Raw genomic sequence first — 24,075 nt, 5'->3', positions numbered from 1 at the left:
TTGAGATGATGTGGTCGGTGTTGAAGCATTTTATTCGGCAGCTTTGCAGAATTGGGAAATATAGCATGGAGCAGATAGTGAAGACTTCTTTACTACTGATCAATCCATCCTCCTTCCGAAGTTGGTTTGCTAAGTGCTGCTATTGTACCCCTTGAGCCCTTAACAGGCTGTACCACCCTCAGGGGAGAACCTGAGTAAAGAGGTGGTTAAGAATCCCTCTCCATTAGGCCAGAGCCCGGAAAAGAGGCTAATCCCCCAACTCCGGATCCGGCCGCACCCGCACCTCCATTTGGCGCAACAGGCGCAGCGAGCTCTCCGGCCCGTCGATCATCTGCTGCTCGTTGATCCAGTAGGTGGCAATGCCCAGGTCTTCCAGAAATCGAATGTAGGGATCCGGCGGCGGCCCGTCGAAAACGGCGGCTTTCTGAACGGAGAAGCCCTGTTCGATCCAGGGGGTGAGGGCAAAGCGCTCGTAGTAAAATAATTGCCCCACCACCTCCTGGAGCGCCTCTGCGGCATCTTTGTGGTGCAGCAATTTCACCTCGGCCAAAAGCAGGTGTCCATCCGCCACCGCCAGAAAGTCAAACGTGTGCTGGTCTTCCCGCACCTCCAGCCCAGCCAGGCGGAACCAGCGGCGAAAGTGGTGCAAGATCTCGTTGTGGCGTTCGCTGCGCTCCAACTGACGGCGACGGCGGCGCTCTGCCATCAGCGGGTCTGTCCCGGCACAGGCAGGGATCCCGCTGCTGCGAAACTGGGGCGGCTCATCCGGATCCAAAACCACCTTGCCCCCAGCAGGGTGATGCAAGAGGGGGGGCATAGGAGGCAGGAGCTCGGCGGATCCCCACTCCACCTCCGGCTGCGCAGCCAGGGCGAGCAGATGGCGATTGAGAGGGTGCTCAGGGTGGGTGTCAAACAACAGCTTGAGTTGGGAGTGGCTGAACTGAAAATCCAGGCGAAACTGCTCCACCGAAAGGCTGCTGCGCCCCTTTTGCAGAGTCTCCTGGCCAAAGTAGAGCATCACCAGCAGAGGATAGATGGGCAGGGGGCGATGGGGCGGGATCAGCATGGCCCACATCGCGTCAGTCCAGTGGGGGAGCAAAATCTCCGCCTGTTTGCCCTTGCCCACCACCTGCAGCATTTTGGGGTGTCCCGCCTGCCAGCCACAGGGGTGGTCGTCGAAGCCACAGGTTTGCCGCCCCTGATCCACGCTCAAGGGGTAGCGCCCGTCGTAGAGGCGAAAAGGACAGAGATCCCGGTCTTCGGCCAGAAAACGCTCGTCCTGCCACAGATGGGCGGCCAAAGCATGACAACCAATGCCCTCCTGGCTGTTGCAAGCCTTAAGCCAGCGCCGTTCCGCCAATTTGCCGCCCACTTTGCTCGGCGCCAGGGGTTGGACAAGGCCGTTTTCCCCTTGGTTAAACAGGGGCCACACCAAGGGCTCCCCCGTCTCCGGCAGGGTGGGCAGCAGGGGGTGGACTTTGCTGTAAAACGGGTCGCAAATGCGCTGGGCCACCTGCTGCAGAGGCAGGCCATGAGGGGATCCCACCGCCGGCAGAAGAGATCCCGAGCCGGCCTGGGCGCGATGGTACTGGATGGCCAGGGCCACTTCTACTCCTATTGGACGCAGTTCCGGCGTCAACTGCCGGTAACGCTGCAGCAGCCGCGAGGCTTGCACAAACAGGTCGTAGCGCCGAACTGGGACTGCGTCAGCCATAGGGTTGCCGGAGAAATTCCTCGCCGACTTGAGCAAAAGCTGGCTATGGACGAGCTTCTCGGTCTCAAACAGGATCGAGATTGGGTTTGTTGTGTCTGCAAATGCTGACTTGCCGAGCGCAGCGGCAGGAAGGCCCGTTTCGCTTGGCACCAGGTCAGTTGTCAGTGTAGTAGAGAAACCCCGGCGCGGAAAGATTTTGCGACTTGCTCCCGCCAAAACCAGCGGCAACAGGCTAGCAGGGAACGATGCTCCGGCCCTAACTCGGTTACCGAGAGCCGGTGCGGCGGTTTCGCTTTCGGCAATCCCATACCTTTTCCGGGATCCCCGGCTGCCTGGGCTACCATAAAAAGCTGTAGGGCTTTTGCATGAAGCATCACAGGTCATGGCCAATATTCAGCGGGATCCTGAGGTCAACGGGTCGGCGGCCACCGCCCTTTCTTCACAGCCTCAGCCTTCGGCGCCCCCCTTGCCTTTGCTGGTTATGTTTCGCCTGGGCCTATTTCAGATGGGCTTGGGGATGATGTCGCTGCTGACGTTGGGGGTGCTCAACCGGGTCATGATCGACCCGGAGCTGCTGGCCATCCCGGCTACGGTGGTGGGGGGATCCCTGGCCATGCACCAGTTGGTGTCTCCAGCCCGCGTCTGGTTTGGGCAGCTTTCCGATGCCAAGCCTTTGTTGGGGACGCACCGCAGCGGCTATGTGCGCCTGGGATCGGTGTTGTTTGCCCTGTGCATCTTCTTGGCGGTGCAGGTGGTGTGGGGCTTGGGGCAGAGCTTTGCCAACAGCGGCTGGTCGCCGGCTACCTACGGCTGGATTGCTCTGGCTGCCTTGATGTTTGCTCTCTACGGGCTGTGTCTGAGCGCCTGCTCCACGCCCTTTGCGGCGCTGCTGGTGGATGTTTCCGATGAGCACAACCGCTCCCAGTTGGTGGGGATCGTCTGGTCGATGCTGATGGTGGGCATCGCCGGGGGGGCGATTGGCTCGGCGGTGCTGCTGCGCGGCCTGGATGCCGAGAACTTACAGAGCACGATCAACCGCCTTTTCATCATCATCCCTGCCGTGGTGATCCTGCTGGGGGTGATCGCCACCTGGGGGGTGGAAGAACGCTACTCTCGCTACGGATCCCGTTCCACCTTGGTGGGTCGGGAAGACCAGATCACCCTGGGCACGGCCATTAAGGTGCTCACCGCCAGCCGCCAAACCGTGATCTTCTTCGGCTTTTTGGCCCTGATGACCATGGGCCTGTTTATCCAGCAGCCGATTCTAGAGCCCTATGGCGGCGAGGTGTTCGGCATGACGGTAGCCCAGAGCACCCAACTCAACGCCTTTTGGAGTATAGGCGTCTTGGTAGGGATTGTGGTGACTGGCTTTCTCATCGTGCCTAGGCTGGGCAAGCAGACGACTGCCCGCTTGGGCTGCCTGCTGGTGGCCCTTTCTTTTGGCCTAACCATTGCCTCAGGGTTTACGGGCGAGCCGCGGCTGCTGCAACTGTGCATGATCCTGTTCGGCTTAGCTTCCGGGATCACCACCAACGGCGCCATCAGCTTGATGTTGGATTTGACAGCGGCTGAGACTGCCGGCACCTTTATTGGGGCTTGGGGCCTGGCCCAGGCGATGTCGCAGGCGCTTTCTACCCTCATTGGCGGCGCCTTGCTGGATTTGGGGCGGCTCCTCTTCCCCACTTCCTCGGTGCTGGCCTATGCCACCGTCTTTGGGGTGGAGGCGGCGGTGATGCTGCTGGCGGTGTACTTGCTGGGACGGGTGAGCGTGGCCGAGTTCCGGGAAAACACCAACCGCGCCCTGACCGAGGTGCTGGCGCTGGAGCTGGAAAGCTAACGCCCTTTGGCCGGCTCGTAGTGGCGACACCCCTGGCAGGGCCCGCTGGGGTTGACGGCGCAGCGCAACAGGGGCGAGCGGGCGTTGAAGCGGCAGGAGGGATCCCCCAGAAACTGGCCTGCTTCGGGAGGTGGGCTCACCGGGCGAATGAGGGCGCGGATGCCGCAGAGGTGATACTTGCCCTGCCGCAATTGGTAGGAATGACGCTTTTCCAAAATTAGGTAGTGCTGCTCGGCCAGTTGGATGTAGGTACCCGGATGGGGGCTGCTCTCCCAGGGGCATTCCTCCACCACCTCTCCCGAATCCGCATCGATCCACTGAATGGGCAAGGCCGGGTTGACAGAAGACATAAGGTGCCAGGGAGGCCAGCCTGGAGAACAGACCGGCAAACAATAGGATGGACGCGGTTTTGCCTGTACTCGCTCTATTTAGTGTAGAGGATTTTCCTTGGGCGGGCCGCCAATTGGGGGGGAGGGTTGAGTCCTAGGTTCTCGCGCCTGATCTAGATCTCCTTCTTCCGAAGGGAGGTCACCTCCATCTCTCCCGCCTCGAGTAGCCAGAAACCTCATCTCTTGCCGAGGGGGTTACCTTAGACCCTGTTTTCTCACTGTGGCATGATGGGTCAGAAGCAAAAATTGGTAGCCTGGCCGAGGATAGGCCACGGGTGAGCCACATCTGCCTGGAGCGACCGGAGTCCTTATGGTAGGGCAAACCTTGGCTGGCCGCTATCAGATCCTAGAAGAACTGGGATCCAGCGGGCAAACCTACCTGGCCCAAGATGGCCATTGCCCCGAACAGAGCTGGGTGGTGATCAGGCGTTGGCAACCTCGCTCTCCCAAGGGGGAAGAGCCCTCTGCTGCCCGGCAGCGATTTCAACAGGCAATGGCGCTGCGGGAACGCCTGGGATCCCATGACGCTATCCCGCGCCTGCTGGCCTATTTTGAGGAGGAAGGGGGCTTTTACTGGGTGGAAGAGTGGATCCAGGGGCAGACACTGGAACAGGCCCTGCGCCAGACCACGGAGCAAGGGCAGCTTTGGTCAGAGGTGGAGGTGCGGGCCTTTTTGCAAGATGTGTTGCAGACTCTAGCCTTTCTGCAGGGTGAGGGGGTGAGCCACGGCAATTTGCGGCCCTCTTGCTTGCTCTGCCGACAGTCCGATGGCCGTTGGATGGTATTGGGCTTGGGCCAAGCTATGGCCTCTGCCGGTTCTGGATTGGAGGCTTCCTCTGCTGGCGGCGACCTCGATGCCTTGGGCCTCCTCGCCTTGCAAGCCCTCTCAGGGATCCCGACCCACAAGCTGTTTCGCGATCCGTTGACGGGAGAGCTGCGCTGGCACGATCTGGCTCCTACCAGCGCTCCTTTCGCCGCTTTTTTGGATGGCCTGGTGGGTTGCGACCCGCGGCAGCGCTTTGCTTCGGCAGCGGCAGCTCTGGCTGCCTTGCAGGCTTTGTCTCTGGCAGAAGGTGTCTCTCCCGGCGCTGAGATCTTGCCCGACCCTGTTGCCGTCGATCCCTGGCAGGAGCCGACTACGCCGCCGCGCTCTCCCGTATCGTTGCGGGCGCGTTTCTGGATCCCACCGCTTTGGGCGGGGAGCAGCCTGGCGGCTTTGCTGGTTTTGTTCGGAGTTGCTGCCTGGCAACTGGCGGCCAACCTTAGCCGGTGGGGAGAGAAGGCAGTTGTGCCTAGGGACTCTGTCCCGCCCGCGGGAACAATGGCAAATTTGGGATCCGCTGGGCCCAACAGCTTCAGCTTCACAGAGCAGCCGCCCAATCCCTCCAAGACTGGAAGCCCTGCCCTCGACTTGGCAGATTGGGCCAAGTCCTTACGGCTCAAGGCCAAGCTGGAAGGTCCCGCCGCCATCACCGCCCTGGCCATCAGCCCGGATGGAAATCTCCTGGTTGCCGGGGGGGATGACGGCGTCATCCGCTTTTGGGATCCCCAGGCCGGCCAACTACTGCAGAGCTGGACAGGCCACGAAGGCTCGATTGAGACGCTGGCCATCAGCCCGGATGGCACCTTTTTGGTGAGTGGAGGGGCAGACAAGACGGTGCGGGTCTGGGATCTGGCTGCTCTAGGGGATCCCGCCCTGCGGTCGGGGGAGGGGGTGCCACGGCTGCAATTGCAAGGACACACCGACTTGATCAACAGCGTCGCCATCAGCCCCGATGGCCGTTGGATCGCCAGCGGCAGCGCCGACCGCACCATCCGCCTTTGGCAAGCCGAGGACGGCCAGTTGGTGCGCACCATCGACAGCGCCGCCTACCCGGTTACCCAAGGGGCAGGCATTACGGCAGTGGCCTTTGCTCCCTCTGGGTTGGCGGAAGAAGGGAGCTCGCCCTGGATCCTGGTGGCTGCCAATGGGAATCCCGCCGTCTATCTCTGGGATCCCAGGAGTGGAGCGTTGCTGAAAACCCTCGAAGCCGACTACCCCATCGAGCAGGTGCTCCTCAGCCCCGATGGCCGCCACTTGCTCGCCGCCAGCGCTTCCGGCATCTGGATCTGGAACGTGGGCACGGGATCCCGGGAGCGCACCCTGCCCCAGCCCTTATCCGGCTTGGCCACCCTTGCCCTCAGCCCCGATGGTCGCTTGCTGGCCAGCAGCACCGATCACCGCGCCCAGCAGATCAAACTCTGGGATCTGCGCAGCGGCAAAGAGTTGCGCACTCTGGGCGGCCAGACCTGGATGGTGAGCGCTCTGCTGTTCGGCCCCGATGGTCAGACCCTTCTCAGCGGCGGCGCCGATGGCGCCATTCGCATCTGGGGGCCAGAACATCCCGCCTCTGAAGCGGAGAAGGGGACTCAGCCTTGAGGAATCAAGCCAGGTAGAATACTCGACGGAGGAGGGATCCCGGCAGAGCATGGGCAGAGTAGTCATTATCGGGGCGGGGCTGGCCGGCTTGACCTGCGCCAAGGTGCTGGCCCAAGCGGGCCAAAGGGATGTTCTGGTCCTAGAGAAAAGCGACAGCCCCGGCGGGCGGGTGCGCACCGACGCGGTGGAAGACTTTCGTTTGGATCGCGGCTTTCAGGTGCTGTTTACGGCCTATCCCCAGGTGCGGCGGCATCTGGATCTGAGCCAGCTCGATCCCCGCCCCTACCGTCCGGGAGCCATGTTGGCCCAACCCGGTCGCTGCTGGCTGTTGGGAGATCCCCTGCGGGATCTGTCCAGTATCTTTCCTTCCCTGCTCAACCCCTTGGCCAGCTTTGGCGACAAGCTCAAGGTGCTGCAGTTGCGGGCAGAGCTGGCGCGGCGCACCCCGGAGCAGGTTTTCCAAGAAGGACTGGGGGGATCCGATTGTTCGGTGCGGGAGTTTCTGGAAAGGTACGGGTTCTCCGCCAAGATCTGCCAGCACTTTTTCTACCCCTTTTTCCGCGGCATTCTTTTGGATCCGGAGCTGGCCAGCAGCGCCCGCCTCTTGGCCTTCTATTTCAAGATGATGGCCGAGGGAGCCATCGTCACCCCGGCCTTGGGTATGGGAGAACTGGCCCGCCAACTGGCCGGCCACCTTGCCCCAGAGCAGATCCGCTACCAAACCCCGGTGGAGCGCATCCTGGTCCAAGAGGGAAAAGTGCGCGGGATCCGCACCGCCGACGGCGAGGAGATCCCTGCCGAGTGGGTGGTCTGCGCCACCGATGCTCCTCAAGCGCGGGCCTGGCAAGCGGAGCTCTGCCCCCACGCCGCTGTACCCATCCCCACCCAGGGACGAGCGGTGACCTGCCTTTACTTCTGCGCCCCCTTTTCCCTAACTCGCGGCCCTTATCTGTACCTCAACGCCGGCGGCCAAGGCTGGATCAACCACTGGGTGCAGCTCACCCACCTCAGCCCGGCGCTGGCTCCTGCTGGCCAGCACCTCTATTCGGTGACGGTGCTGGGAAATCCCCCTCTGGGCGATGAAGAGCTGGCCCAAGCCTGCCGGGCCGAGCTGCAGGTCTATTTTCCCAAAGCCCCCTTGGAACAATGGCGCCTGCTGCGGGTGTATCGGATCCCTTTTGCCCAGTTTGTGCAGCCGCCCGGCTTTCAGCAGCATTTGGTTCTCACCTTTAGCGGCCTGCCGGGCCTCCTTTGGGCCGGGGAATACACCCACCAGAGCAGCCTCGAGGGGGCTCTCCGCAGCGGCGAACAGGCAGCGGCGTGGATTCTCCAAAAATCGGCCTTGTAGACTTTCTTAACTCTACTCCCGGAACCAAAGCCGGGATCCCGTGGTATGAAGGGGGTGGACTTAATCGCCCACAGGGATCCCTCCGCCATGCAAAACGCCACCCTTAGCCCAATCCCGCTCCTGCGGCGGTCGTTTGAGTTGGTAGGTCCCATCTACTGGCCGCTGCTGATCCTGGCCTCTCCAGGCTTTATCCTGGCCATCGTCACGGAGCTGACCCCACTTCTCGGGGGGATCCTCCAACGGGCCTATGGCATTGTTGTTGCACCGATCCTAGGCGGAGCAGCCTTGTGGCTGGTGGATCAGCACCTGAAGCGGCAAGCTCCCCTGCTGGGCAACAGCCTCAACCGAGCTGTCTCGAAGGCAGTGCCTCTAGTTCTGAGCACCCTCTTAGCAGCACTCCTCTCTTGCCTTGCCTCCATCTTTCTGATCATTCCAGGCATTTATGTAGGGGTTAAGCTGGCCCTCACACCTTGTGCCATTGCTCTAGAAAATCAAGGAACTACAGGAGGGCTGCGCTACAGTTGGAATCTCGTCAAAGGTCGTTGGTGGGGCGTGTTTTGGGCCCTTCTGGTCCTGGGCTTGATTCTTGGTTTTGCGGGTGTATTGATAGTTGGATTTGTCATAGTTGTGGCTGATGTTGGCGACTTTGGGGTGAGAATGGTTGCGGCTGCTGCTGCCACAGCCGTTATGCCCATCTTCTGGGTCTATGTGGTTCTCCTGTTCCGATCCCTGCAACGATTGAAGGGGCAAGCAGCCTCCTAGTTTCCGCTTTTGCCCCCATTGGGGATAGCAAAAAGGGTGCTCCCCGTGCCTAGCTTTGAGATGAGAAGGGATCCCTTTTTGGGATTTCGGCTCAACCCAAGATGTCCTAGGTGAGATCCCGTGGTATGAAGGGGGTGGACTGGGCTGCCCACGAGGATCCCTCTGCCATGCAAAGCGCCACCCTTAGCCCGATTCTGCTCTTGCGGCGGTCGTTTGAGTTGGTAGGTCCCATCTACTGGCCGCTGCTGATCCTGACCTCTTCTAGCCATATCGCGTTCTTCGTTGTAGGTCTGACCTCACCTTCCCTCGGGATGATCCTCTCCTTGCTCCTCCTGGCCTATGTCCTAGTCGGCGCGCCCATCTTGACAGGAGCAGCCTTTTGGCTGGTGGATCAGCACTTGAAGCAGCGAACTCCCTTGCTGGGCAATAGCTTGGATCAGGCTTTCTCTAAGGCAGTGCCTCTGATATTCGGCAGCCTCCTGGTGAATCTGATTTCCTCACTAGGGATGCAGCTGTTTGTGTTTCCCGGCATCTATTGCCGGGTAAGGCTAGCTTTCACCCTCTGCGCAATTGCCCTGGAGGACAAGGGTGCCACAGAAGGGTTGGGCTACAGTTGGAACCTGGTCAGGGGCCGTTGGTGGGGGGTGTTTTGGGCATTCCTGGTCGTGGTTTTGATCTTCGGCATCTCAATCCTGCTTTTGCCTTTTGTTGTGGCGATCTTGGGAGCTACCCTAGCTGCAGTTGTAACTGGGGGTAATACCGACATCATAGGACTTGCGCTTCTGGTTTGGGCGCCTGTGGTAGCTCTCTTAGCAGTTGTGGTCGGGTTTGCCGCTTTCACGGCAGTCACGCCTATCTTCAATGTCTACACGGTGCTCCTGTTCCGATCCCTGCAGCAGCTGCAAGCGCAAGCAGCGTAGTTTGGCTTGCCCTCACCCCCAATCCTTCCCCCCTGGCGAGAGGGAAGTTGCAGTTGGCCTAGGGAGAAGGGCGCTCCAGGATCCCTCCCCCCAGCAGGAGATCCCCGTGGTACCAGACGGCGGCTTGGCCAGGAGTGACCCCAAACTGCGGCTCGGCAAACTGCAGCTTTACCCGCTCCGGCGATTCCGGGATCAAGGTGGCCGGCACGGCGGGGGTACGGTAGCGCACCTGCACTTCTACCGCTAAGGGCTCGTCCGGCGCAGGGGTCGAGACCCAGTTCACCTGCCGCACCCAGGCCTCGGCTTGGGTGGCTTCTTCCCGTTCCCCCACCACCACGCGGTTCATGGCCGCATCGATGCGCACTACATAGAGCGGGCGGGAAGAGGCAATGCCCAGCCCCTTGCGCTGGCCAACAGTGTAGTGGTGAATGCCCTGATGGGATCCCAGCACGCGCCCCTGGGTATCGACAATTTCCCCCGGCCTTTGACCCAGGTGCTGATCCAAAAAGTTGCGCATCGAGCCGTAGGTCTCGATCAAGCACAGATCCTGGCTTTCGGGCTTATTTGCCGTAACCAAGCCGTAGCGCGCGGCAATCTGGCGGGTTTGGGCCTTGGTGTAGTTGCCCAAGGGGAAGAGGCTGTGGGCCAGGTGCTCTTGGCTGAGGTCGTAGAGAAAATAAGACTGATCCTTCTGCCGATCCACCGCCCGCAGCAGTTGATATCGCCCCAGCTCGCTGTTGAAACGTACCCGCGCGTAGTGGCCGGTGGCAATCTGAGAGATGCCCAGGGTCTCGCGGGCATAGGTTAGCAAGGGACCAAACTTCACCAGCTTGTTGCATTGCGAGCAGGGCAGCGGTGTGATCCCGTCCGCATAGCCGGCCACCAGGTAATCGACAATGTTGGCTTGGAACAGCTCGCGGCTATCCACAATATGGTGGGGGATCCCCAATTGCTCACAGATGGCGGCGGCGTCCACCAGGCCGTCGGTGCAGCACTGGCCTTTCCCCCGCATCAGCCAGAGAGTCACCCCCTCCACGGCATAGCCCTGTTCGTGGAGAATGGCCGCCACCGTGGAGCTGTCTACCCCCCCAGAGAGAGCCGCCACAATGCGAGGCCGAGAGGGGGAGCCGGCTATTTCTGGAGCAACGAGAGGATAGGGGCTGGTAGCCATCGCAGAGCAGAGGATCAGGAAAACCAAAGGCCGGCAAATCCTCGACGGAGCCCTCCGAGAACCCCGTCCCTACATCAGGCCGAACCCAGATCTTCAGCTTAGCTTGCTTCTGAATCGGCTGGCCGGGATCCCGGTTCCGGGAAGCCCCTTTGGCGCAGCCGCCGCAGCGAATCCAAAGCCGCCGCGGCAACGCTATCGTGGGGATCTTTGGCCAGATAGTTGAGGGCGGAAACGCTCTTGGGCGAAGGCAGATTTCCCAAGGCCTGGGCCAGCCGCTGCCGCACCAGCCAATCTTCCGACTGGGCAAACCGCAGGATGTGATCCAACGCCCGCAAATCCCCCAGTTCTCCCAGAGCAGCAATGGCCGCCTGCTGCAGCAGCTCTTCCGGCCCCTCCAACGCCCGCAGCAATACGTCGTAGGCTCGGGGATCCTTCAGGTTGCCCAGGGCCACGGCGGCGCTGAAGCGCACCAGCCACTCCACATCTTCATAAAAAGCACGCACCAGCGCCTCAAAAGCCCGCGGATCTTCCAAGTAGCCCAGGGCGCCTGCCGCATCGGCGCGAATGCCGTAGTCCGGGTCTTGGGTGAGAATCTCCAGCAGCTTGGGCAAACAGGCGTCCGTCTGCTTGATCCCCAAGGCAAACACGGCAAAAGAGCGCACCTGCAGGTTTTCGTCGTCGATGACCTGCAAAATCAGCGGCACCGCCTGCTCTGCTGGCACATCCCGCAATTGCGCCAAGGCCACCATGCGATCCGCAGGGCGCGGGCTGCGCAGCCGCTCGGCAATCTCCTCCAGACGAGCGGGGTTGACAGGATCCAAAGCAGAGACAGTCATGGCGTTAACAAATTTTTACAGTCTCTCTTCATTATGGCAAATTGGGCTGCGCTCAGATAGGGGCCGGCTTTGCCTACGCCGGTCGGGATCTCTATTGACAGGGGCTGAGGCTTTGATTGGAAATCCTAGCATTGTTGTCGAAAAAAGCAGCTCGATTGAGCCCCATCCCCAAGATTTTGGCTATTTTGGTGATGCGAGGCTCTCTCCCGGTGGTCTCTATGCTGAAATCTCTACCTGCTCGCCAACTGTTCTCACTTGGGATCCTCTTGTTGTCGGCAGGGGGCCTGGTCTGCTTGTCCCCTCGTTTGTCTTCTGCGTTGGCCAACGAACAAGCGGTTCCCGAAGCGGAGCTGGCGCTGCAGCCCCTCTTGCCCCCGGGATCCCGCATCCTCCGCTCCCGTCGGCTGAGCGACACAGAAGCCGAGATCTGGGTGGAGTCGCGCGGCGGCAGCAGCCCTGTAGTTATGCGGCTCAACGCCTCAGGCCGTTGGGAACAGGATATGAACGCTACTCTGGCCCGCGGAGCCAGCCAGATGCAGGCTCTTGCCCGGCAACAAACGGTGAACTTGCCTGCCGGCTTTGGCCAGACCGCCCCCGATCAACCCCCGCCGCCGGTGCCCTCCCTTCTGCAGGCTACCCAAGCTGCCTCTAGCCTGATCCCGCCAGTGGATCGAGAGCAGGAAACCCAGCGGGCCTTGAGTGGGGCGGGACGGGCGGATCCCTTTGTGCCCCAAAACGTGCGTGCCCCTGAGCCAACCCTTAACCTGCCACCTCTACCTCCGCCGCCGGAGCTGCCGCCGCCCGGCAATGGTGGCGAAGTGCCCGTAGCAGTGACCACGCCGCTCCCGACCCCCACTCGTGACCCGGCGGCCTTTGCCCGCAGCGTGCAGGTTTCTGGGATGATCCAGATTGGTGGCGAATCCTTTGCTTTGGTTTCCGGCCCAGGCGTCATTCCTTCTGTGGTGCAGGCCGGGCAAAACTACCAAACTGCCAGGGTGGCCGGAGTGTCGGTGCCGGAGCGACGGGTTGTGCTCTCGGAAGGAGGCGAGACCGTCGTGAAGACAATGCAAGACACCACTGTGATCGTGGGTGCGCCCTAGCCGTGGCTATTCCAGAACACAACGAGACACCAGAGAGACTGGCGGTTTGATGCAGTCTCCTGTCTTTGGGCAAGGGATTTTTCCAAGGTCAAGTCTAACTCCCCTCTCCCTCTGGGAGAGGGGCTGGGGGTGAGGGGGGACTCCCTCTGGGAGAGGGGCCGGGAGCGAGGGAGTCTGGAAAAGTCAAAAACGGGGCTCGCTGTTGAGGCGGGACGGCTGCTGTTTTAAATAGCGCAAGAACTCCCGCAGTTCGGCCTCATTTAGTTGGTGGCGCGACTTTTTTTGGAAGCGACGCTCCAAGAACTCTTGTCCTTCCTTGCGGCCCCAGCCAATACGCTGCATCTCGACATCTGTTTGAGCAATGATGTCGGATAAATCATCTCCATAGGCCCCTGGCTCGCTCAGATTGGGCAACTCTGGGGAAGTCGGCTTCGCCGGGATCCCTATCGACTCAGGAGCTTGAGGGGCAGCAGAAGAGTGGGTGCGCCCATTGGCCAAGTCAGGAGTGGGCAGGTAGGGCATCCTGGCGGCAGCAGAATCCACCCCCAAGCTCAGGGAAGTTGTGGAATGACCGAATCCTGCGTGGTTTAAAGCGCGCTTCAGCGCAGCATCTTCTGCTTCTTCTACTGTGTTGGAGCCGGCAATACCACTGCCCAGAACCGTGTTGTTGACCACCACCTGGGCTTTGACGATGTAGATCCCTTCTTCTACGCGCAACAGATCGGTAAGCAAACTGCCCATGGGGTACCGATCTCGAAACTGTTGAATCATGTTTGCGCCGAAACCTGTCGCTGCTCGGGGCTTGACTACAAGCTAGCTTGAAAGTATGCCTCACATCCAGATCTCAATGCCTCAATCTCAAATCAACATCAGCTAAAGATGTCTAGCGAGCAGATCCCAAAGAAGAGAAGTCTTTCTTGGCAGTCAGCGTTCGGCTCGACAAAGGTATGCTATGGCCAAGGGATCCAGTTGCCAAAGCTGCCCTGAGTGGCTGGCTTGGAAAAGGAAAACTGATTTATTATCGCTGCACAGCAAGGCATGACGGAGAACCATGGCTAGCGATACAACCGGGGTCAGCTCAGCCAGTTTGGGGCAGGCAGCCATTCGAGAGCGCAATTATGGCACTGCTTTGCAGTTGCTGCGGCGGGCTTACCGTGCAGATCCCAGCCCAGAGAATGCCCGTTGGCTGGCCACCGCCTATGAAGAAGCGGGGTACCTGCAATTGGCCGCTCTGTACCGAGAATTGGCCCAAGAGCGCAGGGAGACTCCCAAGGCAATTCAATTTCAAGCCCCCAAACCTCCCGGCACCCCTGAAGAACTGAAGCAGCCACCTCCTGAACCACCGGATCGCAAGACCATTCCCTTGCCGCAGCCGATCCCACACCCAACCCCACCGGCATCCTCTTCGGATCAGCCGGTTTGGGTTTACAAGCCCACCCCCATTGACCCCAAAAGCATCAGCCGGCAAACGCCCCTTCGACCTCAGGCCGCGGAGCCTGCCCCTTCCCCTCAACAATCGGCGGAGAGGAGTAACTATTTGCCGGTTCAACACGCGCCGGATTTGAAAAACCCGCAGCAGGGATCCCCCTTCCTGCGGCGGCTGAACCAACTGCATCGCCAGTTTAAGGATCGGCCCACGGCGGAGCTGGCTTTGCAACTGGCGGAAGCCTACGACGAGCAAAAGAACTTCAAAGAGGCCCAGCGCTACTACCGAGAAGTGTTGGATCTGGACGATTCCTGGCTGTTGCGACCGATGGTGCAAGAGCGCCTGGAAGAGCTGCGGCAACTGCAGGAGCAGGGCTCTTTGGCGGATCCCTCGGCCCAAAGTTTGCTCAAGCTGGCCGAGAAGTTGGAGCAGGAGGGGGAAATCGCCCGGGCCGAGCAAGTCTACCGCCAGATCCTGAAGATGGATACCACCCTGGACGTCCATGCCAAGGCTCGCAAGGGGCTCAACCGGCTCTATCCCGACGGGAAACGGTGAACGGCAGGCCGCCCCATTGCCTCTACAGCCGGCAAACCAGGAAGCAACTTCTCCTCAGCGAGGATCAGGATCCCGCGGGTCGAGGGCATCTCGCAGGCCATCTCCCAGCAAGTTAAAAGACAGGGAGGTGAGCACCACCATCAGGGTGGGGGCCAGCACCAGCCAGGGCTGCAGAATGATTACCGAAGCGTTGGTGGCCAGCGACAGCATGTTCCCCCACGAGGCATCCGGCTGTTGGATCCCCAGGCCGATCAAGCTCAGCACCGACTCTGCCACGATATAGCCGGGCACCGCCAAGGTTGCCGAGATCACCACGTAGGTGGTGGTCTGGGGCAGGATATGGCGCACCAGCAGATACAGGGATCCGGCCCCGGCCACCCGCGCCGCCTGCACAAAGTCTCGCTCCCGCAAGGACAGCACCTGCCCCCGAATCACCCTGGCCAAGCCCGCCCAACCCACCAAAGAGAGGATGGCCACAATCACCAAAAAGCGCTCGGCATTGCTGAAGGGCACACCGGTCAGCGGGTTCACCTGCAACACCGCCGCCAACGACACCAGCAAATACAGCGTCGGGATCGACATCAACACCTCAGTCAGCCGCATCAGCAGCGTATCCACCCAGCCGCCGAAGTAGCCGGATATGGCCCCCACCAGCAGACCGATGGGAAAAGAGATGCCGATGCCCACCAGGCCAACGAACAGGCTGACGCGCCCACCGTAGACCAGACGGCTGAAGTAGTCGCGACCTTGATCGTCCGTGCCCAGCAGGTGTAGCCGCGCTACGGGCAGCCCTTCCTCCGTCCGCAGAGGGACAGTGCCGAATAGGTGTCGATCCCAGGGGATCAAACCCAACCAACGGTAAGGGGTGCCGGCCACAAACAGGCGGATCCCGGCGGGACGGCTGGTATCCACCAAAAGCGGACGTTCGCCCGTTTCCAGATCCACCGGCCCCTGGCGAGTTGGATAAACGTGGGGTCCCAGCCAAGCCCCCGACTCGTCCCAAAAGTGAATGGCGGTGGGGGGCAGAAGGGATCCCCCCGGCTGCGATTCCAGCGGGCTGTAGGGGGCGACAAACTCGGCAAAAATGGCGCAAGTATAGAAAACGAGGAGGATGTAGGCTCCTGCTTGAGCCCAGCGATTTTGGCGAAGCCGTTTCCACCACTGCATGAGGCCAGGATCCCGGTTGGGCGAGCTTTCAGGGTAGCGATACCGCGCTTATTTTCCAATCAAATCCAGAGAGCCAGAAGGCCTGATTTCTGTAGTCTAGGTCTCTTACTCCGATCCCGAACAGCCCCAACTCAGACTCCCCTCTCCCTTCTTCCCCAAGACGGCTCAGCCGGCCAGGGAATAGCTGGGGCTGTAGAGGGGCATCATTTCCATCCGAGCTGCGGCGATTGTCTGCGGCAGCACCCCGACCAGCCGCGCCAAAATGTCATCCGGCAACTGGCTGACCAAATCGGCAGAGAAAAATTCCTCCAAACTAAAAAGCAGCACCCGCGCCCGCTGGGCCGGCAGAGGATTATCGGTGATCTGCTGCAGCCAGCGCATCCAGTGCAGCCGCTTGGCATAGGCATTTTGCCGCTCTTGATAGCCCTGGGGATGCAACAGAGCCACATCCCCAATGGGGAGCACGCCGCTCGAATCCACATCCAAGGGCCCCCCGACCGCAGCCCCCGGCCCGGCAAACTCGGCATGAAACGTCTTGCAGATGATCAGGGCGTTGGGCCGCTGTGGATCCACCATCAGCAATTGGCCACTGCTGAGGCTGCGAATCAGTTGACCTGGCTCAACCCACTGAACCAGGCTATGGCTGTTGGGAGAGGGCTCGTTCATACCCCTTTAAGATATCTCAGCTCCCCTTACCCTTACATGAGATCTTCAACTTTCGCAGCTCTGCTTGACCGAATCTTCATATTGGCAGGAGAGGGCCGAATATAGGCTTCACTCAAGCTACCGGCATCTCGCCGACAACCCGGATGGCGATCCCTTCGCCGGCCTGGCAGCGGCCAATGCGACGGGCGTAAGAGTAGCCGGCGCTGTGGAGCTCTTGCAAAAGCTCTGCGGTGTAGGCGGGATCCACCGCCACCAGCAAGCCGCCGCTGGTTTGCGGATCCGACAAGAGCAACTGCTGCCACTCCGGCAGAGAGTTGGCCTCTACTCCCTCATAGCCCTGCCAGTTGCGCCGGGCTGCGCCGGGGAAGATCCCAGCTTCAGCTAAGGAGAGCGCTTCGGTCAAAAACGGAATGGCAGCCAAATCCAGCTCGGCGCTCACCCCCGAGCCCCGGCAGACTTCCAGCAGATGTCCCAAAAGGCCAAACCCCGTTACATCGGTTAGGGCGCGAACCTGGGCTCGCTGCGCCAGTTGCGGGCCGATGCGGTTGAGCTGAGTCATCACCTGCAAAACTTCCGCGTAGCCTGCCGCGCTGAGCTGGCCCTTTTTCAGGGCGGTGGTCATCACCCCGATCCCCAGCGGCTTGGTGAGGATGAGATCGTCGCCGGGCCGGGCGGTGGCGTTGCGGCGGATGTGCTGCGGGTGGGCCAGCCCTGCCGCCACCAGGCCGAAGATGGGCTCGGGCGAATCGATGGAGTGCCCCCCGGCCAAAGGGATCCCGGCTTCCTGACAGACCTTGATTCCCCCGGCCATGATCTCCCGAATGGCCGACAGGGGCAACCTGTCGACCGGCATGCCCAAAATGGCCAGGGCGAGAATGGGCGTGCCCCCCATCGCGTAAACATCGGAAAGGGCGTTGGCGGCGGCGATGCGGCCAAAATCCACCGGATCGTCCACAATGGGCATGAAAAAGTCGGTGGTCAGGATCAGGGTCTGCTCGTCGTTGAGTTGGTAGACGGCGGCATCGTCGCTGGTCTCGGATCCCACCAGCAGCGCCGGATCCGACCAGAAAAGGGGCAGCTCTTTGAGAATCTGCTGCAGCAGCGCCGGGGCGATTTTACAGCCGCAGCCGCCGCCGTGGGAGTACTGGGTGAGGCGAATAGGAGGCTCCATATCAGGCGAAGGGCGAAAAGGTGGGCTTGACTTCACTGTAGCGGCCTCTGCCGGCAACTGGAAAAGGAGAGCGCTGGGTTAAGGTTGAAGGGATCCCTTATCCCTACCGTTGCCATGGCCTTTGTTCCCTTGCACTTGCACAGCGAGTACAGCCTTCTAGACGGGGCTAGCCGACTGCCGCTTTTGATTGAGCAAGCAGTGGCTATGGGTTTCCCAGGGCTGGCCCTGACGGATCACGGCGTTATGTACGGGGCCATCGAGCTGGTGAAACTGTGTAAAAGCAAAGGGATCAAGCCGATCATCGGCAATGAGATGTATGTTATCAACGGCGATATTCGAGACAAAAGCCGCAAGTACCCCAAGTATCACCAAGTGGTTTTGGCCAAAAATACCCAGGGCTACAAAAACTTGGTCAAGCTGACCACCATTTCCCATCTCCAAGGCGTTCAAGGCAAGGGGATCTTCGCTCGGCCCTGTATCAACAAAGAGTATTTGGCGCAATACAAAGAGGGGTTGATCGTTACCAGCGGCTGCCTGGCCGGGGAGGTGCCCCAGGCCATTTTGCAGGGGCGGCCAGAAATTGCCCGCCAAGTTGCCGCCTGGTATCAGGAACAGTTTGGAGATGATTACTACATCGAGATTCAGGATCACGGCTATCGAGAAGACCGCTTTGTCAATGTGCAATTGGTGCGCATTGCTCACGAATTAGGGATCCCGATCATCCTCACCAACGATAGCCACTTCATCTCCTGTTGGGATGTGGAGGCTCATGATGCTTTGCTCTGCATCCAAACAGGCAAATCCCTCACCGAAAAAAACCGCCTTCGCTACAGCGGCACAGAGTACTTGAAAAGCCCGGAGGAGATGCGCCGCCTCTGCCGCGATCACCTGGAGCAGGAGGTGATCGACGAAGCCATTGCCAACACTCTCAAGGTGCTGGAAAAGATCGAGGGCTATGACCTATTTGGGGAAACGCGCATGCCCGACTATCCGGTTCCGCCGGGCCATTCTGCCGATAGCTATCTCACCGAATTGGCCTGGCAGGGCCTGGCGAAACGCTGCGGCGTCGCCTATCCAGATCAGATTCCGGAAAACTATCAGGAGCGCCTGCGCTTTGAGCTGAATATCATCCAACAAAAGGGCTTCTCCAGCTATTTCCTGGTGGTCTGGGACTACGTTCGCTATGCTCGCGAACACGGGATCCCGGTGGGCCCGGGCCGCGGTTCGGCAGCCGGATCCCTGGTGGCCTATGCTTTGCAGATTACCAACATCGATCCCGTCAAATATGGGTTGCTCTTCGAGCGCTTTCTCAACCCAGAACGGCAATCGATGCCGGATATCGATACCGATTTCTGTATCGAGCGGCGGGGAGAGCTGATCGACTATGTAACCCGCAAATACGGCCAGGAGCGAGTGGCCCAGATCATCACCTTCAACCGCATGACTTCTAAGGCCATTCTCAAAGATGTCGGTCGGGTGCTGGATATTCCCTATGCCGAAGCCGACAAAATGGCAAAGCTGATCCCGGTCTCGCGGGGCAAACCGGCAAAATTGGAGGAGATGATCGGCGAGAACACGCCGGCTCCAGAGTTCAAAGAAAAATACGAGAAAGACCCAACCACTCACCGCTGGATCGAGCTGGCCCGCCTGTTGGAAGGCACCAACAAAACCTTTGGGGTTCACGCTGCCGGCGTGGTCATCTCCAAAGATCCTCTAGATGAGATCGTGCCCTTGCAATACAACAACGAAGGCCAAATTATTACTCAGTACTCGATGGAAGATATCGAGTCTCTGGGCCTGTTGAAGATGGACTTTTTGGGGCTGCGCAACCTGACGATGATCCAGCGGGCCGTGGAGCTGATTCGAGAGCACAGAGGGGTCACTATCGACCTGGATAACCTGCCATTGGACGACGAGAAAACTTACCAACTTTTGGAAAAAGGAGAGCTGGAAGGGATCTTCCAACTGGAGTCTTCCGGCATGAAGCAGGTGGTGCGAGAGCTCAAGCCTTCCAACTTGGAAGATATTTCCTCGGTCTTAGCTCTTTACCGGCCAGGGCCATTGGATACGGGCATGATCCCGGACTTTATCGATCGCAAGCATGGCCGCAAGCCGGTAACCTACGCCCACGATCTCCTCAAGCCAATCCTTCAAGATACCTATGGCGCCATTCTCTACCAAGAACAGATCATGCGCATTGCCCAGGACATGGCCGGCTATACCCTGGGCCAGGCTGATCTATTGCGGCGGGCGATGGGAAAAAAGAAAGTTTCCGAGATGGAGAAACACCGGGAGCAATTCGTCCGAGGGGCAGTAGAGCGAGGTGTGGCCAAGGAAGTGGCTACGGAGCTATTTGACCAAATGGTTGCTTTTGCCGAGTATTGCTTCAACAAATCCCACTCTACGGCCTATGGACTGATTACTTTCCAGACAGCCTATCTCAAGGCCAATTATCCAACAGAATACATGGCGGCGCTGCTTTCTTCTGTGGGAGGGGATCAAGACAAGGTCCAGCGCTACATCACCTATTGCCTGTCGATCGGGATCCAAATTGAGCCGCCGGATATCAACCGTTCTGGCCTGGACTTTACCCCTCAGGGATCCAGCATTTTGTTTGGTCTAGGAGCAGTGAAGAATGTGGGCGAGGGGGCGATTCAAAACATTCTGGCTGCCCGCCAGGCCGGAGGCCCCTTCACCTCTTTGGCCGATTTTTGCCAGCGGGTGGATCTGCACGTGGTCAACCGCCGCGCCATCGAGTCGTTGATCTGTGCGGGCGCTTTTGATGGTATTTCCGGCAACCGCAAACAGCTAATGGCGGATCTGGATCCCATCCTCAATTGGGCAGCGGAGCAGGCTAAGTCCAAAGCCATTGGCCAAGCCAGCCTGTTTGATTTGTTGGGCAACGACCAGGGATTTATTGAAGCTCCGCGGGGGCCTGCAACTGAAGATTTTCCACCGCAAGAAAAGTTAAGGCTAGAACGGGAGCTGTTGGGCTTTTATGTTTCGGATCACCCGCTGCGGCGGATTCAAGAGCAGGCGCGGCTGTTGGCTCCTGTTAACCTCTCCGATTTGAGCGGCTACGCAGCCGATACTTCTGTAGGCATTCTGGCCCTGCTGACCGCCATTAAAACGGTAACCACCAAGAGAGGGGATCGCATGGCCATTTTGCAACTGGAAGATCTCACCGGCAGTTGCGAAGCGGTGATCTTCCCCAAAACTTACGAACGTTTGCGCCATCGTCTGGAGGTGGATCAACGGCTCTTTATCTGGGCCAAGGTGGATCAGCGGGATGAACAGGTGCAATTGATTGTCGAGGACTTACAGCCGATTGAATCGGTGAGTTGGGTTACGGTGGAACTCCCTCTGGACTCGGCTGGGACATTGGAGGATCGATACCGTTTGCAAACATTGCTTGCCCGCCAACGTTCGGAAGCCAAGGAAGAAAATCGCATCCCTGTTGTGGCGGCCATCGTCGCCCCTCCCCACACGCTCTGGGTGAGGCTGGGATCCCAATTTTGGGTTAAAGATGCCGAGGCCACCGTGGCAGCTTTGCGCCAAGCTGGCTATACCGCCCGCAGCGAAGCGCTAGCCTCCCGATAGGCAACCCAACTGTTGTCCCAGCCAGGCGCGCAACTGCGCCGCCGTCAGCCGCGGCGAGGGGCGAGGCAAAAGCCGTTCGGGATCCCCGGCCACCTTCAGCACGGGAACCTCCAGGTGGTAGCGCTCCCACCAGGCGGGGTTGGCGGTGATGTCGCGGATTTCCAGCTCGCCGATTTCGGGGATCTGCCGCAATTTCTCCGCTAGGCCCTCGCAGAGGTGGCATCCGGGCTTGCTGTAGAGAATCAGCGGCGGCCAAGGCATAGGGGATCCCTAGGGAGTAACGGCACAGGCCAGCCGGCGGTGTTGCAGCGAGGGCATCTGCCGCCGGATAAGCTGTAGCCGCTCTGGGGCGATCTCGGCAATGGCCACTCCTGGTTTTTCGCCGCCGGCATCCGCCAGGATCGTCCCCCAGGGATCCACGATCATGGCGTGGCCATGACATTGTCGCCGCTCGTAGTGGGTGCCCACCTGGGCGGGGGCGATCACGTAGCAGGTGTTTTCAATGGCCCGACACTGCAGCAAAACCTGCCAGTGATCCCGACCCGTGTAGGCGGTAAAGGCGGCGGGGATCAACAACACTTCTGCCCCTCGATCCACCAAGGAGCGATATAGCTCAGGAAAGCGCACGTCGTAACAGACCGACAAACCAAGGGTGCCTAGCCGCTCCTCCTGGCAGACAACCACCTCGTTGCCGCTCACCACCGTGTTCGACTCGCGGTAGGTGTTGCCGTCGGGCAGGTTGACGTCGAAGAGGTGGATCTTGCGGTAGCGGGCCAGCTCCTTGCCCTCGGGGCTGTAGAGGGCCGCCGTGTTGTACACCTTGCCCTGTCCATCCGGCACCGGGTATCCCCCGCCCAGCACAAACACCTGGTAGCGCTGGGCCATCTTGGCCAAAAACTCTTCGGCCCGCTGCGCAATCTCCGGCGCAAGGCGGGCTTTTTCTTCCTCCGGCCCCATGAAGGCAAAGTTTTCCGGCAAGGTCACCAGCTCACAGCCCCGGCGCGCCGCAAAGTCAATCCACTCCTCTGCCTGTTGCAAGTTGCCGGCCAGATCGGGGGTGCTGGTCATCTGCAGGGCGGCTGCCAAGTAGGATCGCATAGGAAAACTCCAAGGAGACTCAAGGGATCCAGCCGGCTAGCCCACCAGGTGCCACCAGCCCAGGGCAGGCCCCACAAATCGCACCACCACCCAGACAATGGCCAGGAGAATAATGCCGGCCCAAGCGCCTCGAGTTGTCCAATTGTAGATCGTGCGGGCTTGGGCTTTGGTGAGAGGAATGTCTTTGAGCTGGGGAAAGAGCAGCTCTTGGTCGGGAGTCGGTCTGTTTCGGGTTTTGCGGCGCTTGGCTTCGCCCATAGGGTGGCCTCCAAGTTGGCTTTTGCTGTGCCGGGGTAGTGACCATCATCTTAATGCTGTTACGCTTCCGGTGCGCCCACAACTTTTCCCAACGGCAGGGTGGCTCGGGATCCCTGTTTTGCCGATCCACATCGGCGAGAGTGCTCCGCCAGTCGCTTAAGCAGAGGGATCCTGGCTAGATCCATGCCTTGCCTCCGCCGACGAACCTATGTTGGTTGGCCACTGCTCCCGCTAGCCGGAAATCCACAGAGGGGATCCCTGGTGCTCTTGGGGCCGGCTGCCGTCTTCTTCGGTAATGGCCACTGCCCGCACCCATTCTGTGGATGCGAACACCGGTGGCAAGCGCAGCTCCTGTTCTTGGTTTCCCGCCGCATCCACCCGGAAAGCTGTGGTGAGGATCGCCCCCGCCCTATCTTTGGTGAAGGGCGCTTCCGGCTCCAGCACCACCCAGAGCGCATAGACGCGGCCTTCCGGCAGCGGCGGCAAACCGCGGGCTACCAGCCTCCCCTGCAAGCGCTGCGGATCCACCTCCACCGTAACCGAGCCAGTCACGTTTTCTGCCGTCGGTTGCAATTCATATGTCACCACCTCGACCGGGATCCCTTGCGTCTGGGCCAGTTGCAGCCTGCGCCACAGGTAGAGATTCCCCAGTCCCAAAGCCACGATTAACCCTGCTGCCAATGCCGCCAGGCCCCGCCAGCGAGGGGATCCCTGAATTGTCGTGGAGAGGGGTTTGGGCGCCGGCTCTGTGTAGGCTTGCAGCAGAGAAGCCCGCAGCGCGGGGGGAGGTTGCTTCTCTTCGACGCCGTAGGCCCTTTCCAGGGTCTGTTGCAGGGCTTGCAGCTCCTGCTGCAGCTCCGGGCGCAGCTTGAGCACCGCTTCCAGGCGGTCGGCCTCTTCCGGGGAGAGATCCCCCAGCACGTAGCCGGCCAGCCACAGTTGCAGTTCTTCGGGAGACACAGACTCGGCTTTCATGGGGCGCCTCCCAGCAACTCGCGCAGCCGCAGCAAGCCTCGGCGGGCTCTGGCTTTAACCGTTCCCAAAGGCAGATTCAATTGCTTGGCAATTTCTGTTTGGCTCATGCCTTCGTAATAGGCCATTTTGAGGATTTGGCGTTGATGTTCAGATAGCTGGGCCAAAGCCGTTTGCACCTCGACCGCCTGCTCTGCCCCGGCCAACTGCTCCAGGGCCGGATCCTCGGCGGCATCGCCCTGTAATTCCACTCTGCCCCGTTCCAGGGATCGCTGTCGATTGCGCCAAGAGCGCAGCCGATCCAAACAGCGGGAGCGGGCCAAAATGCCCAGGTAAGTGCGCAGGGATCCCCGCTTGGGATCGAAGGAAGAACGGGCCAAACTCAAAAAAATGTCCTGCGTCAGATCTTCGGCCTCGGCAGAGTTGCCCAGCATCTTGCAGGCGATTCCGTATACCAAACCGGCGTGGCGGTCGTAGAGGATAGCCAAAGCTTGCGACTGGCCTGCCTTGAGGGCTGAAAATACCTCTGCATCGCTTCTCTCCTGCAGAGATCCCTCGGCTTTGTCATCCTCGATCTTCATGGGGGGAAGGAGAAAACAAAACGGCGACGAGAAAGCACTTAGTAAGAAGCAGGCCTTGCCTAAGGCAAGCCAGAAAGGACAGCGG

At 60.1% G+C, this 24,075-nt stretch carries 21 protein-coding genes and 1 pseudogene; 9 read left to right on the top strand and 13 right to left on the bottom strand.

Going from position 1 to position 24,075, the window contains the following annotated elements:
* Nucleotides 1–155: pseudogene (locus tag SYN63AY4M2_RS07000) on the top strand (IS630 family transposase); the annotation flags it as partial.
* Nucleotides 156–247: 92 nt separating this feature from the next.
* On the opposite strand, the gene SYN63AY4M2_RS06995 reads toward SYN63AY4M2_RS07000, so the two are convergent.
* Entirely contained in the window at nt 248–1,714 is a 1,467-nt protein-coding gene (locus SYN63AY4M2_RS06995; protein ID WP_011428963.1) for a hypothetical protein, read from the bottom strand.
* 382 nt (nt 1,715–2,096) lie between these two features.
* Between SYN63AY4M2_RS06995 and SYN63AY4M2_RS06990 the strand changes: the two genes are divergently transcribed.
* Entirely contained in the window at nt 2,097–3,551 is a 1,455-nt protein-coding gene (locus SYN63AY4M2_RS06990; protein WP_099887292.1) for a BCD family MFS transporter, read from the top strand.
* On the opposite strand, the gene SYN63AY4M2_RS06985 is transcribed toward SYN63AY4M2_RS06990, so the two are convergent.
* A complete protein-coding gene (locus SYN63AY4M2_RS06985) occupies nt 3,548–3,901 on the bottom strand; it encodes a DUF6464 family protein (protein ID WP_071813485.1) in 354 nt (117 codons plus the stop codon). The genes SYN63AY4M2_RS06990 and SYN63AY4M2_RS06985 overlap by 4 nt on opposite strands.
* Nucleotides 3,902–4,250: 349 nt before the next feature.
* Between SYN63AY4M2_RS06985 and SYN63AY4M2_RS06980 the strand changes: the two genes are divergently transcribed.
* The 4 genes from SYN63AY4M2_RS06980 to SYN63AY4M2_RS06965 all read left to right on the top strand — a co-directional run bounded on the left by SYN63AY4M2_RS06980 (nt 4,251) and on the right by SYN63AY4M2_RS06965 (nt 9,389).
* A complete protein-coding gene (locus SYN63AY4M2_RS06980; protein ID WP_011428966.1) occupies nt 4,251–6,359 on the top strand; it encodes a WD40 repeat domain-containing serine/threonine-protein kinase in 2,109 nt (702 codons plus the stop codon).
* A 49-nt stretch (nt 6,360–6,408) separates the two neighbouring features.
* A complete protein-coding gene (locus SYN63AY4M2_RS06975; protein WP_099835710.1) occupies nt 6,409–7,707 on the top strand; it encodes an NAD(P)/FAD-dependent oxidoreductase in 1,299 nt (432 codons plus the stop codon).
* Nucleotides 7,708–7,752: 45 nt separating this feature from the next.
* Nucleotides 7,753–8,469 carry a hypothetical protein gene (locus SYN63AY4M2_RS06970; RefSeq protein WP_240530510.1) on the top strand — a complete coding sequence of 239 codons (717 nt, stop codon included), beginning with the start codon at nt 7,753–7,755 and terminating at the stop codon, nt 8,467–8,469.
* Nucleotides 8,470–8,594: 125 nt separating this feature from the next.
* Entirely contained in the window at nt 8,595–9,389 is a 795-nt protein-coding gene (locus tag SYN63AY4M2_RS06965; protein ID WP_011428969.1) for a glycerophosphoryl diester phosphodiesterase membrane domain-containing protein, read from the top strand.
* 58 nt (nt 9,390–9,447) lie between these two features.
* Here SYN63AY4M2_RS06965 and mnmA read toward each other — a convergent pair whose 3' ends face one another.
* Together mnmA and SYN63AY4M2_RS06955 are read right to left on the bottom strand one after the other, a co-directional pair.
* Nucleotides 9,448–10,560 carry a tRNA 2-thiouridine(34) synthase MnmA gene (mnmA, locus tag SYN63AY4M2_RS06960; protein WP_011428970.1) on the bottom strand — a complete coding sequence of 371 codons (1,113 nt, stop codon included), beginning with the start codon at nt 10,558–10,560 and terminating at the stop codon, nt 9,448–9,450.
* 98 nt (nt 10,561–10,658) lie between these two features.
* Nucleotides 10,659–11,396 (bottom strand): HEAT repeat domain-containing protein, encoded by a 738-nt coding sequence (locus SYN63AY4M2_RS06955; protein ID WP_099884399.1) that lies wholly within the window; start codon nt 11,394–11,396, stop codon nt 10,659–10,661.
* 155 nt (nt 11,397–11,551) lie between these two features.
* Here SYN63AY4M2_RS06955 and SYN63AY4M2_RS06950 point away from each other — a divergent pair, with 155 nt between their 5' ends.
* Nucleotides 11,552–12,496: a hypothetical protein gene (locus tag SYN63AY4M2_RS06950; protein ID WP_240530509.1), complete on the top strand. Its 945-nt coding sequence runs from the start codon at nt 11,552–11,554 to the stop codon at nt 12,494–12,496.
* 183 nt (nt 12,497–12,679) lie between these two features.
* On the opposite strand, the gene SYN63AY4M2_RS06945 is transcribed toward SYN63AY4M2_RS06950, so the two are convergent.
* Nucleotides 12,680–13,237 carry a hypothetical protein gene (locus tag SYN63AY4M2_RS06945; protein WP_011428973.1) on the bottom strand — a complete coding sequence of 186 codons (558 nt, stop codon included), beginning with the start codon at nt 13,235–13,237 and terminating at the stop codon, nt 12,680–12,682.
* A gap of 310 nt (nt 13,238–13,547) precedes the next feature.
* Between SYN63AY4M2_RS06945 and SYN63AY4M2_RS06940 the strand changes: the two genes are divergently transcribed.
* The gene (locus SYN63AY4M2_RS06940; RefSeq protein ID WP_099887290.1) at nt 13,548–14,477 is read left to right on the top strand and encodes a hypothetical protein; all 930 of its coding nucleotides are present in this window, start codon (nt 13,548–13,550) and stop codon (nt 14,475–14,477) included.
* A gap of 54 nt (nt 14,478–14,531) precedes the next feature.
* Here the strand turns inward: SYN63AY4M2_RS06940 and SYN63AY4M2_RS06935 are convergent, their stop codons facing one another.
* The 3 genes from SYN63AY4M2_RS06935 to selD all read right to left on the bottom strand — a co-directional run bounded on the left by SYN63AY4M2_RS06935 (nt 14,532) and on the right by selD (nt 17,481).
* The gene (locus tag SYN63AY4M2_RS06935; protein ID WP_011428975.1) at nt 14,532–15,644 is read right to left on the bottom strand and encodes an ABC transporter permease; all 1,113 of its coding nucleotides are present in this window, start codon (nt 15,642–15,644) and stop codon (nt 14,532–14,534) included.
* 165 nt (nt 15,645–15,809) lie between these two features.
* On the bottom strand, nt 15,810–16,310 hold the full coding sequence (locus SYN63AY4M2_RS06930) for a hypothetical protein (RefSeq protein ID WP_011428977.1): 501 nt from the start codon (nt 16,308–16,310) through the stop codon (nt 15,810–15,812).
* A gap of 112 nt (nt 16,311–16,422) precedes the next feature.
* Nucleotides 16,423–17,481: a selenide, water dikinase SelD gene (selD, locus tag SYN63AY4M2_RS06925; protein WP_099887289.1), complete on the bottom strand. Its 1,059-nt coding sequence runs from the start codon at nt 17,479–17,481 to the stop codon at nt 16,423–16,425.
* 114 nt (nt 17,482–17,595) lie between these two features.
* Here selD and SYN63AY4M2_RS06920 point away from each other — a divergent pair, with 114 nt between their 5' ends.
* Complete coding sequence (locus SYN63AY4M2_RS06920) at nt 17,596–21,081, top strand: DNA polymerase III subunit alpha (RefSeq protein WP_099887288.1); 3,486 nt, start codon at nt 17,596–17,598, stop codon at nt 21,079–21,081.
* Here SYN63AY4M2_RS06920 and SYN63AY4M2_RS06915 read toward each other — a convergent pair.
* The 5 genes from SYN63AY4M2_RS06915 to SYN63AY4M2_RS06895 all read right to left on the bottom strand — a co-directional run bounded on the left by SYN63AY4M2_RS06915 (nt 21,067) and on the right by SYN63AY4M2_RS06895 (nt 23,990).
* Entirely contained in the window at nt 21,067–21,342 is a 276-nt protein-coding gene (locus SYN63AY4M2_RS06915; RefSeq protein WP_011428981.1) for a glutaredoxin family protein, read from the bottom strand. The genes SYN63AY4M2_RS06920 and SYN63AY4M2_RS06915 overlap by 15 nt on opposite strands.
* 9 nt (nt 21,343–21,351) lie before the next feature.
* The gene (locus tag SYN63AY4M2_RS06910; protein WP_011428982.1) at nt 21,352–22,179 is read right to left on the bottom strand and encodes a carbon-nitrogen hydrolase family protein; all 828 of its coding nucleotides are present in this window, start codon (nt 22,177–22,179) and stop codon (nt 21,352–21,354) included.
* Nucleotides 22,180–22,215: 36 nt separating this feature from the next.
* The gene (locus SYN63AY4M2_RS06905; protein ID WP_011428983.1) at nt 22,216–22,437 is read right to left on the bottom strand and encodes a DUF2839 domain-containing protein; all 222 of its coding nucleotides are present in this window, start codon (nt 22,435–22,437) and stop codon (nt 22,216–22,218) included.
* Between the two features lie 231 nt (nt 22,438–22,668).
* The gene (locus tag SYN63AY4M2_RS06900) at nt 22,669–23,412 is read right to left on the bottom strand and encodes an anti-sigma factor (RefSeq protein WP_011428984.1); all 744 of its coding nucleotides are present in this window, start codon (nt 23,410–23,412) and stop codon (nt 22,669–22,671) included.
* Entirely contained in the window at nt 23,409–23,990 is a 582-nt protein-coding gene (locus SYN63AY4M2_RS06895) for a sigma-70 family RNA polymerase sigma factor (protein ID WP_011428985.1), read from the bottom strand. The genes SYN63AY4M2_RS06900 and SYN63AY4M2_RS06895 overlap by 4 nt, the downstream gene beginning before the upstream one ends.
* Between the last annotated feature and the right edge of the window lie 85 nt (nt 23,991–24,075).

Origin of the sequence: Synechococcus sp. 63AY4M2 (assembly GCF_002760475.1) — a bacterium.
GTDB lineage: Bacteria > Cyanobacteriota > Cyanobacteriia > Thermostichales > Thermostichaceae > Thermostichus.
Note: the sequence above shows the minus strand (reverse complement) of the source record. Positions and strands in the feature narration are given on the sequence as shown.

Excerpts from the sequence above, each read along its gene's own strand:
- SYN63AY4M2_RS06995 (WP_011428963.1), bottom strand. The coding sequence starts at position 1,714 with ATGGCTGACGCAGTCCCAGTTCGGCGCTACGACCTGTTTGTGCAAGCC.
- SYN63AY4M2_RS06990 (WP_099887292.1), top strand. The coding sequence starts at position 2,097 with ATGGCCAATATTCAGCGGGATCCTGAGGTCAACGGGTCGGCGGCCACC.
- SYN63AY4M2_RS06985 (WP_071813485.1), bottom strand. The coding sequence starts at position 3,901 with ATGTCTTCTGTCAACCCGGCCTTGCCCATTCAGTGGATCGATGCGGAT.
- SYN63AY4M2_RS06980 (WP_011428966.1), top strand. The coding sequence starts at position 4,251 with ATGGTAGGGCAAACCTTGGCTGGCCGCTATCAGATCCTAGAAGAACTG.
- SYN63AY4M2_RS06975 (WP_099835710.1), top strand. The coding sequence starts at position 6,409 with ATGGGCAGAGTAGTCATTATCGGGGCGGGGCTGGCCGGCTTGACCTGC.
- SYN63AY4M2_RS06970 (WP_240530510.1), top strand. The coding sequence starts at position 7,753 with ATGAAGGGGGTGGACTTAATCGCCCACAGGGATCCCTCCGCCATGCAA.
- SYN63AY4M2_RS06965 (WP_011428969.1), top strand. The coding sequence starts at position 8,595 with ATGAAGGGGGTGGACTGGGCTGCCCACGAGGATCCCTCTGCCATGCAA.
- mnmA (WP_011428970.1), bottom strand. The coding sequence starts at position 10,560 with ATGGCTACCAGCCCCTATCCTCTCGTTGCTCCAGAAATAGCCGGCTCC.
- SYN63AY4M2_RS06955 (WP_099884399.1), bottom strand. The coding sequence starts at position 11,396 with ATGACTGTCTCTGCTTTGGATCCTGTCAACCCCGCTCGTCTGGAGGAG.
- SYN63AY4M2_RS06945 (WP_011428973.1), bottom strand. The coding sequence starts at position 13,237 with ATGGGCAGTTTGCTTACCGATCTGTTGCGCGTAGAAGAAGGGATCTAC.
- SYN63AY4M2_RS06940 (WP_099887290.1), top strand. The coding sequence starts at position 13,548 with ATGGCTAGCGATACAACCGGGGTCAGCTCAGCCAGTTTGGGGCAGGCA.
- SYN63AY4M2_RS06935 (WP_011428975.1), bottom strand. The coding sequence starts at position 15,644 with ATGCAGTGGTGGAAACGGCTTCGCCAAAATCGCTGGGCTCAAGCAGGA.
- SYN63AY4M2_RS06930 (WP_011428977.1), bottom strand. The coding sequence starts at position 16,310 with ATGAACGAGCCCTCTCCCAACAGCCATAGCCTGGTTCAGTGGGTTGAG.
- selD (WP_099887289.1), bottom strand. The coding sequence starts at position 17,481 with ATGGAGCCTCCTATTCGCCTCACCCAGTACTCCCACGGCGGCGGCTGC.
- SYN63AY4M2_RS06920 (WP_099887288.1), top strand. The coding sequence starts at position 17,596 with ATGGCCTTTGTTCCCTTGCACTTGCACAGCGAGTACAGCCTTCTAGAC.
- SYN63AY4M2_RS06915 (WP_011428981.1), bottom strand. The coding sequence starts at position 21,342 with ATGCCTTGGCCGCCGCTGATTCTCTACAGCAAGCCCGGATGCCACCTC.
- SYN63AY4M2_RS06910 (WP_011428982.1), bottom strand. The coding sequence starts at position 22,179 with ATGCGATCCTACTTGGCAGCCGCCCTGCAGATGACCAGCACCCCCGAT.
- SYN63AY4M2_RS06905 (WP_011428983.1), bottom strand. The coding sequence starts at position 22,437 with ATGGGCGAAGCCAAGCGCCGCAAAACCCGAAACAGACCGACTCCCGAC.
- SYN63AY4M2_RS06900 (WP_011428984.1), bottom strand. The coding sequence starts at position 23,412 with ATGAAAGCCGAGTCTGTGTCTCCCGAAGAACTGCAACTGTGGCTGGCC.
- SYN63AY4M2_RS06895 (WP_011428985.1), bottom strand. The coding sequence starts at position 23,990 with ATGAAGATCGAGGATGACAAAGCCGAGGGATCTCTGCAGGAGAGAAGC.